The sequence below is a fragment of the bacterium genome (assembly GCA_013360215.1).
GTDB lineage: Bacteria > CLD3 > CLD3 > SB21 > SB21 > JABWCP01.
The window spans coordinates 1-9401 of sequence record JABWCP010000049.1 but is presented as its reverse complement, the minus strand read 5'-3'; the positions used below and the strand labels follow the sequence as shown (position 1 = coordinate 9401).

Here is a 9401-nt window from a genome sequence, read left to right as displayed (position 1 = left end):
AAATTGCTACGCTTCCTACATTCAATCTTGACCTGCTCTGGAAATTCAAACTTGAAAACAACAGCCAAAGGGGGTATGATCTTATTCAGTATCCCTAAACTCCCTGAGGTATGAATGACATGGCATATAAAACTAAAAGATAAAACAAGTTGCTTAGTTCTTTATAAGAATTGGCCAATCAGGTTTCGAAAGTAAGTAATATCAATATGCATATTATCGCATCCGTATTCAATACTGCTTTTAGATAACCAAATACATAGTCTCAACGAGAGTTTTCTTTTTCGGGATATATCCTCCACCAAGACCAATAATTTTTGATCATCGGCTTAATACAATCACTGCAGATGATACATTGCATCTTGGAATCAGGTGAACCACTCAAGTCGCTGGAGGGTTTGGATATATCAGAAAATCAATAGCTACAGTTAGTATTTCTGGGTTTTACTGACTCAGCAACATTAATAGCAACGAGTTCAACAACCTCTTTATTCATTTTTTTTATACCGCGCCTGTTATCATGTTTATTGAAAGATATATCTGTTTTCTGGATATCTTTTTTAAGATGCACAATGCTATTCCTTTGACAAGCTCAATACTTAAAGTAACCACAAAAAATCAATACTGTATTTATATTTTGATGCCGTAATGATGGCGGAGTATAAACAAAATCTTCACTTTCCTCTTAGTTAACATCATGTACAAGCTCAAATTATATGAAATCAATTATACGATTGAGCAATAAGGAATGAATGCAAACAGGATGTTATTACGCGTCAATCAAATTGTCATAACAAGATGAAACAGAAAACCCTGTCTGGTAAAATCAAACAGGGTTTTTAACTTGATCAGTAATAATCCACAATCAGTTTGTTTTGTTTATAATAATACCCAATGAAACCGTGAATCTGCTATATGCTACATCCAACTCTTCCCCAAAAATGTTAAATGTGCCGTTATTGATCATATACATACCCTCAATCAGAAATTTACGTCCAATGCCAAAACCACCACCAAAACCATAACACAACCCACCTCCTAATTCCGCATCTCCTTTATAATCTGAATCTCCATAATGCAGGTTATAGCCTAACATTCCTTTTCCATAAATTCCATTGCCATATTCAGAAAAGAAGGTCCCTACTGCATAGATAGGAACAAAATTAAAATTCCCATCAGCGTCTTTGCCACCCCGGGGTATCTGAAACTGAAGACCGCCGCCAATAGCTACATTGTTATTCATAGGTCTCATAATTTCACCACCTACAGTAAAACCCGTTTTGGTAGTAACAGAGACACTTTCTCCCTGATAGGATATTTTTGATTTACCCGCCATGTCTGCACTTACTTTGATATTAGATTGAGCTAACGACAAAGTCGTTTTCGGACCAAGCAGTAATATGACTAGTACTATTAGATTTTTCATACCTTCCCTCTTGTTTATTAATAAATACTTCACTCACATATGAGTGATCAGTTTCTAAAAATCGTTTTGCACTGTTATAGAATTGAGCCGATAACGAGACATTATCGGCTCAATGAAAATGTCGCAAGTGTTTATTACAAAGTCAATTTGGCAATATTATCTTTGACATCCTGAGCTGACTTATTCAATTCGGCTTGTTCATCCGCCGTCAGTTTGATCTGAACGATCTGCTCCATACCTTTGCTTCCGATTTTGATAGGCACGCCACAGAATACATCTTTCTGACCATATTCGCCTTGCAGCCACACGGCACAGGGAAGAATGCGTTTTTGATCTTTGACGATGGATTCGATCATTTCTACAGCCGAAGACGAAGGGGCATAATAAGCCGAACCAGTACCGAGTAATTTGACAATTTCGGCGCCGCCATCGCGCGTGCGTTGAACAAGGCGATCAATGGTAGCTTTATCCATCAGATCCGGAAGAGGAATACCGGCAACCGTCGAATAACGAGGTAACGGAACCATCGTATCACCGTGGCCGCCGAGCACAAATGCGCTGATGTCGCGAACGGACACATTGAGTTCCATCGCGATAAATGAACGGAAACGTGCACTGTCAAGCACACCGGCCATACCGATGACACGCTCACGCGGAAAACCGCTAACTTTCCAGGCTACATACGTCATTACATCCAAAGGATTGGTTACCATGATGATGATCGCATTCGGTGAACGTTTGGCAATTTGTTCAGTGATGCCTTTGATGATTTCCGCGTTTTTCATCAGCAGATCGTCGCGGCTCATGCCGGGCTTACGGGCCAAACCGGCTGTAATCAGCACGATGTCAGAACCTGCGGTCTCATCATAACCTTGCGTACCCACCATACGTACATCAAAACGCTCAACCGGGGCCGATTCGTACATATCCAACGATTTACCTTGGGGCATACCCGCTACGACGTCCACGAGAACGACTTCATTGGCCAATTCTTTTTCGGCGATCCGTTGGGCAGCTGTCGCACCGACATTGCCTCCGCCGACGACGGTAATTTTCATATACAATCTCCTGAAATATAGATGTTAAAAGATGAACGCACGTATGATACACAATTCATCCAAGAAAACAAAAAAAAACGGACAGCGTGTCCGAAGACGACGTTGTCCGTTATACAGCTCTGCACAGGTACCTCGGCTTAGGCTTTGGCTTCCTGCGGATAGACGCTCACGCGTAAACGCGTTTTGTCTTTGTGTTCAAACTTCACGACGCCGTCAATGAGCGCAAACAGAGTATCATCGCTTCCGATACCGACATTGCGGCCGGGATGGAATTTGGTACCACGCTGGCGAACCAGAATGTTACCGGCGAGAACCGTTTGTCCGGCGTAGCGCTTCACACCGAGGCGTTGGCCATGGCTGTCGCGGCCGTTTTTCGTACTTCCAAGACCTTTTTTGTGTGCCATGGAACTCTCCTTACTTCGTAATAGCGGTTACTTCGACTTCCGTGAAGGGCTGGCGATGGCCTTTCTTTTTCTGGAAGCCTTTACGGCGATACTTGCGGTAATGGATGACTTTGTCACCTTTGCCGTGCGCAATCACCGTCGTTTCGACTTTTGCACCTTTTACGGTAGGCTGACCGACTTGGGCCGCGCCATTTTCGGAGATTAAAAGAACGTTTTCAAAAACGATCTTGTCGCCAACCTCCGCTTCAGCTACGCGCGGAATGACCAGCGATTTGCCGGCTTCGCACTTATACTGAAAACCTTTGATATCAACGACTGCGTACACTGTGTCCTCCTGGACGTTAGTTAATTAGGGACGCCAATATAGGCGACGAACTATAGGAACGCAAGGATTTTTTTAGGCCCCTTGCAAATGCTATATTTTCATTTTTTAGGTACTTCTTTCTTTACATATGGCCAAATACGAGGTGATGTTTGTTCTGATGTAAAAAACAGATGCACATCAAAAGCGAGTGTTGGATAATTTTCAATAATGCGATTGATTTCCATTTCGGTGCATGCCGTATACTCAAGTATCACTCTACGTAATTTAGGGAAATGTCCACCATTGAGAACTGTTGTCAGACTGCTATAGTTCCAAACTTCTCCAGCAAATCCGAGTTCTTCTAAGGTTTGTTTGCGATCAGGCTTGCTTAGTAAATAGGTCAACGTATTCAGCGAATGTAAGCTTACAGGAAGAACTCGACTTTGAGATTGAATATTAAAATAGTTGCGCAAAAATTCATCTGATTTTTCACGACTAAAGGGGCCGCGAAAATAGTGAATCTTTTGAAGATTGGTATCCAGGTACAATGAGTACATCTCAGGATGTTCGGGAACATAATACACAAACTTACTTTTATTGCTACTTGATTCTTGTTTGATTTTTTTTCGAATTGCGTTCGTATCTGACTTCATAGACGATTTCTTATCTTCCCATTGCAGCTCTAAGTGCTCAAGTTTAGAGAAAAAAAGCCCTCCCCAATTGACATGCGGTTGCCACGGAGCAATCATATAACTCAAAGCCGGTTCATTTTTATCATACGTGTTTCGATATGACAGTCTGAATTCCTGTGTGAACTCACAGTTATTGAGTTTCAACGTTTTGAGGTTTGAATTTTCATTGACGGGAAGGATTCGAAAAAAACTACTACCTAGCGGATTATTACTGAGATCCATATAAGTAAGTTTCTTCACAAAAGCTTTGTCTCGTAAAAACATTAATTGCCCAGTTTGAAGTTTCATATCAACCAACGTAAGCTCTTGTATATTAGAACTATCTGTTAGCAGATACGATAGAACATTGGTTGGAACTTCTGATTTAACAAGTGAAATTACTCGTAGTTGCCGAGGTAGCGGAGTATTATTTTTTATTTTTGCTTCAGGCTTAACATGAAGGACTCTCATTTCTAATTCTTCAAGCGCAGACGCACCGCTGATCAGCGTTATAAGTGCATCTGACGCCATATTGGCTTCAAAAATTTCGATACGCTTAATTTGATCATGATAACCGGGTATCTGGATGAGTTTTTCGGCAAGAGCTTGTGACATTCCATCAGTATACCGAACGCTAAGAATGGTGGGGTTTGTTATTAACTCAACAGCTTTCATATCGTTAAGCGATTCAATCGCAAGCATATCATAGGTTAAACTTTGAGCTTGAATCAAATTTTGAAACAAACCAGCAAGCACACAGATCATGTATATGAATTTCTTTTTCATGCTTGATATATCCTGAATGTTATTTGTTAACGGTGTATTTTGGGCATATTTGGGATATTGGGAGTCATCAATTGTTTCATTTGTTGCTGCATATACCAATCCATCCCAGGATTATACAGAGCATTCTCGGGAGAAAGTAATTCAGATTGTATAAGTATAATCTGAACCATAGGATAAGAACGGCGAAGTATCTCGATTTCTGTTGACTGGATGTCAGCATTTAATATATAAAGCCTTGTGATATGCGCCGCTTTACTTAGCAGAATTTCGGCATCACATACTCCAAGTTTTCCTGATAATGTAATTTCAGTGATTAGACCAAAATCCGGTATAGACAAAAAAGCTTTAATATCATCATCATTCAAAAGTATCCACCCGAATGTCCCTGTATTCGGCACTTGCATACCACGCTGCAATTTATAAGCCCTCGAAAAATAACCGGTTTTGGCTAGTTTTGACCCATTAAGATGGTTAATTTTTGATATGGCATTATGCCACAGCAAAGTATCTCGACGCGCTACAACAAAAGGAATAACATCGCGATCATTAGTCATAGAAAAAAAACCGCCATCGGATCGAAGCTGTAAAAACAAATTAGAACATGATCTCATCGTAGATTCGTAGGCTTTGTAAAAATCACTGCAATAAGTATCCAAATCATATTTTATTTGAGTTAATGTCCACGTTTTCAATTTTGGAAAATTCGGATTAAGCTTGGTTTTTGGGGTTACTCTGATTTCGGATGTACTCAAATTCACGAGATGCGGAAAACATGAATCATTCATGAGATGAAATAAATTCGAATTGAGGTTCGTATAGTTAAGATTCAACTCCTGTACTGAGTCCCACACCGTTTGAGTTATCAAAGATTGCACATCATCTAACTCCGTTCTTTCAAGCGATACTATCGGTATTTTCGCCGCCATGATTTGGAACTCTTTCCAAACAGACTCTTTACCTTTAAAATAAGATTGCGGCATATTCTCCCACTTAAGCTGCTTAATAGGAAGTATTGAGAGTACCCCAACCAGTTTTCTTATTTCCTCTGCCTCAAATTTACTTTCCAACGGCCCCCGAATCTCAAAATAAGATAAATTACCGGCATGCTCTTTAAGGAAGGACACCAGCCTATTCATGCGATCATGAGCATTCGAGCCGCGGGATAAACCGATAAGTTCAATTCCAGTTAGAGCTATACGCCGAGGTTGTGCCTGATAGCGGGATAAAAAATAATCCAAATTTTTTGAGTCACTGATTTTTAAGTATTCTACCACCCCCTCCTTGTCAATCAATACTTGAAATGAATCAATCAAAACATCATTGCTTTTTTGACCATACAACGGCCAACATATGATCCCAAATAAGAAAGCTTTTAATAAAATCAATTTGAATGAACGAAACGTCTTTAATCTCATACAAAAACCCCTATTGTTAAGATGACTACGATGCATACAATAAATAAATTGTGGCAAGTTAAATCATCGGTTTCACATTTTCAACTTCAATCATGGCAACCGTATTCATTAAGAAACAAACATATTATATTACCATTCAATGGATATTACCATTCAATGGTTTCTAATTTTCTTTCAAATTCTTTTGTTACTTGTTCAACCCGAAAGTTGAGAGATCCCATCAACAGTCCTTCCTCCGTAGTTATTTCGACGCGCCATGCTCCCGGAGAAATCACGCCCTTACGAGAGTAGCCACGATAACCCGCATCACGCCCGCCTTGCAAAGTATGACTCTGATGATCCTGCATTACCCACGCGTTACGGTCTTCTAAATATTGCTCCCACTGGTAATGTATCGTGGTGTGAATTTCGGTTGGGGCAAAAATCGCTGCAAAACAAATTACCGTGTCACCGGGTTGCCAATGATACACATCCCCCGATGTGCGCCAAAACTCCCATGCCTCCGCTTTTTCATATTGCAATTCATACCGTTGGTCCTTTTTTTTCATCGTGTGATAAATACCCACATGACGCAGTGCAAGCGGAACCGGCGGAATCCACCGGGCGAAATAGAATATATTCATAACCCCATAGATCACGATCATCAGTCCGGCGCTTTTGATCAAGAGCTTACGGTATCGCGCCCTCGCTATAAGCGCGACGGCGGAAATTAGCATCATGGTAAATGCCAAACTGATACATCCTCCGATCAAAAAAGACCGATAACCCAATTCACGAGTAAACAGCGGAACAAAAAAAATGAAAAAAGAGAATGCCGCCAAAAAAAACATCACAAATTGAAGATAAAACTGATGGATGCGCTCTTTATAAAACTCATTGGCTAACAATAGAACCATGAGTCCGGCTATAAAGACCAATGATTTGAATCCGGCGGCACTTTGAAAATAAAAATAAACATGGTTGCTGTAGAGATTGCCCAAACAAAAATGAAAACCCAAGGGAAGAAGCTTTTGATACGTCACCCAAAAACCCGTTTTGATTTTTTCAGCTTTTACGGCGTGCAATAACAGCAATAGAATACCAGCAATGAGCAAATAACCCATTAGCAGGTAATTTTGATCCATGGCATCAATGCGTTTGGAAGAAAAAGCATCCCATACGAATCCGAGTAAAAACGAAACCGGAGAAATCACGTTTTGGTATCGCGTATACCACCGGGTTGTTTTTTTTACATAGGTTGAAACTGATTTCATAAGCGTGCGATAGTATTTGTTTTTTTTATCAAATCCGCTATCTTCAGCGCGTTTGGTTTATATATCAACAACAATTCGGAGTATGATCTATGGCACGCATGGTGTACTGTATAAAACTCAATCAGGAACTCGAAGGTCTCGATAAAGCGCCGATCCCGGGTGAAATCGGCAAACGGGTATATGAGCAGGTGTCTAAACAAGCATGGAAAATGTTTGAAGAACATTTCAAAATGGTGATGAATGAATACCGCCTCAATCTGATGGATCCGCGTACGGATGAAATATTCAAACAACAAGTTCAGCAGTTTCTTTTTAGCGGTACAGCAGCGCGCCCGGAAGGATTCGTCGAACCTACATCGTAAATCGTATCAGGGTTCGATTTTTATTTTTTTCGATTTGATGCCCTTAAACATGAGGTAACATCCGACGATACCGGTTATAATACCGGTCCAGAAAAGAACAACGGCATAGGTACGGTAGTTACTGATATAATTGAATGCGATCAGTATGCCCGCGAGCGACAAAGGCATACCGAAATAAAAACGCTTCGTAAAACGTATCATAATTCCACCGTCGTATTACGTTTGATTTTTTTAATATTTGAAACAGCCTCACTGATTGACTTGGGTCGCACCGACAGATACCGCTGCGTATAGCAGGTAGTCCAGCAACCTTCGCATCGGCTGTATTCATCTAATCTTTGTTTGTATTCATAACTTTCGAAAATTTTCCCTAACGATTGCCGAAAAACATTTCCTATCGGATTACCCTTGCAGAGATGCACATCGCCGTTTTCCATGATCGTCGTGCGTGTCGCTAAGTACGGTGCTTTTACAAACGGGCACCAATTTAAATTCGGATCTTCCACATAAGGAATGACGCCGTCAATCCAAGCATCTAAATTCATCACGTCGGGATTTTGCTTTAAAAACGCCATGGTTTTATTTAATCGTTCGCCAGGACGCAAAACCATATCATCATTGTAGCGTGTCGAAAAAGTCAATGTATGGTACATTCCGACTGTTGATTTCCATCCTAAAGATTTGACGTGCGCGATGATATCGGGGACCTGATCTAAATTGATATCACTCATCACCGTATTGGCATAAAGTACAGATTTCTTTTTATTTTTCTTTTGGATATCTCGTCTCAACTCACTTATTCTGCGCATGTTTTCGGAAATCACTTTTTCGAAATCTTTGCATCCGCGCAAATGATCCCCAATCTCCCCCAAACCGTCAAACGATGTCTGAATATGCATTCCGTTTTCCATACAAATCCGTGCAGCCGGCTCTATATTTTCCCATTTATTATAAAGCCCTGTCACAAGTGTCGTCGCAAAACGAAAAGTTTTATGCGCTTCAAGCAGCATCTCCGGCAAACCATCCACGACCGTCGTCTCCCCGCCCGATATGAAGCCGACATAGGCTCCGTAACTGCGCAGATTTTCCATGACGTGAGCAAATTCGTCCACCGTCATCGTATGAGTATTTTTGAAAGGAATCACACACTGCCGACAGCGCTGCGTACACTTGTAGGTTATCCGAACTTCGGTGCTGGAGTTAACAGGGCGCCGGTGGGTGATATTATTAAGTATTTTAAACATTCTTTATTTTTCACTGTCCTTATTTACAAGGCCCATCGCAATACGGAATGGCAATAATATCATCGTAGTCGGCGATCGCACGCGAATTGGTGCCATCGGCATCCGTACGTATCGCTATACCGGCGACTTCATCCGGCGGATATTCACCGAATACGCGTTTATATTGTTCGTAGATATTGATTGTTTCCGTGATCCATTGGCCGGTTTTGGAGGTGCCGCTTTCCACGACTACATTCGTCGCCTTTCCTGTACCATCTTTTCGGAAAGTTTCGCATTCCGGAAGTGTATTACTCCAAATATACTTGATACTGCGCGGTATGCCGATAAAACTCACGTAATAACTGATATACAGGCTGGCCGCGTTATCGGTTTTACCTTTGGCATATTCATTGGCGCCGGTAGGAAATTGATTGACGCGCCAACGCCATTGAATGCATTGATATTTTTTGATATTCCATTTTTTATCAGACACGATCGTGAT

11 protein-coding genes are annotated in these 9401 nt (G+C 41.1%); 1 reads left to right on the top strand and 10 read right to left on the bottom strand.

Annotated elements, in window-relative coordinates:
- Positions 1–862: 862 nt before the first annotated feature.
- The 7 genes from HUU58_15955 to HUU58_15925 all read right to left on the bottom strand — a co-directional run bounded on the left by HUU58_15955 (position 863) and on the right by HUU58_15925 (position 7314).
- Positions 863–1423, bottom strand: a complete 561-nt coding sequence (locus tag HUU58_15955) for a hypothetical protein (protein ID NUN47168.1) — start codon at positions 1421–1423, stop codon at positions 863–865.
- A 134-nt stretch (positions 1424–1557) separates the two neighbouring features.
- Complete coding sequence (gene mdh, locus HUU58_15950; GenBank protein ID NUN47167.1) at positions 1558–2481, bottom strand: malate dehydrogenase; 924 nt, start codon at positions 2479–2481, stop codon at positions 1558–1560.
- A 137-nt stretch (positions 2482–2618) separates the two neighbouring features.
- On the bottom strand, positions 2619–2885 hold the full coding sequence (rpmA, locus tag HUU58_15945) for a 50S ribosomal protein L27 (GenBank protein ID NUN47166.1): 267 nt from the start codon (positions 2883–2885) through the stop codon (positions 2619–2621).
- Positions 2886–2895: 10 nt separating this feature from the next.
- Positions 2896–3210, bottom strand: coding sequence for a 50S ribosomal protein L21 (gene rplU / locus HUU58_15940; GenBank protein NUN47165.1), 315 nt, complete (start codon positions 3208–3210; stop codon positions 2896–2898).
- 98 nt (positions 3211–3308) lie between these two features.
- Positions 3309–4646 (bottom strand): hypothetical protein, encoded by a 1338-nt coding sequence (locus tag HUU58_15935; protein NUN47164.1) that lies wholly within the window; start codon positions 4644–4646, stop codon positions 3309–3311.
- 26 nt (positions 4647–4672) lie between these two features.
- A complete protein-coding gene (locus HUU58_15930) occupies positions 4673–6061 on the bottom strand; it encodes a hypothetical protein (GenBank protein NUN47163.1) in 1389 nt (462 codons plus the stop codon).
- 146 nt (positions 6062–6207) lie between these two features.
- Positions 6208–7314, bottom strand: a complete 1107-nt coding sequence (locus HUU58_15925) for a DUF2914 domain-containing protein (protein NUN47162.1) — start codon at positions 7312–7314, stop codon at positions 6208–6210.
- An 89-nt stretch (positions 7315–7403) separates the two neighbouring features.
- Here HUU58_15925 and HUU58_15920 point away from each other — a divergent pair, with 89 nt between their 5' ends.
- Entirely contained in the window at positions 7404–7676 is a 273-nt protein-coding gene (locus tag HUU58_15920; GenBank protein NUN47161.1) for an oxidative damage protection protein, read from the top strand.
- A 6-nt stretch (positions 7677–7682) separates the two neighbouring features.
- On the opposite strand, the gene HUU58_15915 is transcribed toward HUU58_15920, so the two are convergent.
- The 3 genes from HUU58_15915 to HUU58_15905 form a co-directional block, all read right to left on the bottom strand.
- Positions 7683–7877: a hypothetical protein gene (locus tag HUU58_15915; protein NUN47160.1), complete on the bottom strand. Its 195-nt coding sequence runs from the start codon at positions 7875–7877 to the stop codon at positions 7683–7685.
- On the bottom strand, positions 7874–8920 hold the full coding sequence (locus tag HUU58_15910; GenBank protein NUN47159.1) for a radical SAM protein: 1047 nt from the start codon (positions 8918–8920) through the stop codon (positions 7874–7876). Before HUU58_15910 ends, HUU58_15915 begins: the two co-directional genes overlap by 4 nt.
- 19 nt (positions 8921–8939) lie before the next feature.
- Positions 8940–9401: DUF3047 domain-containing protein (locus HUU58_15905; protein ID NUN47158.1), on the bottom strand; the 462-nt coding region annotated here is incomplete at its 5' end.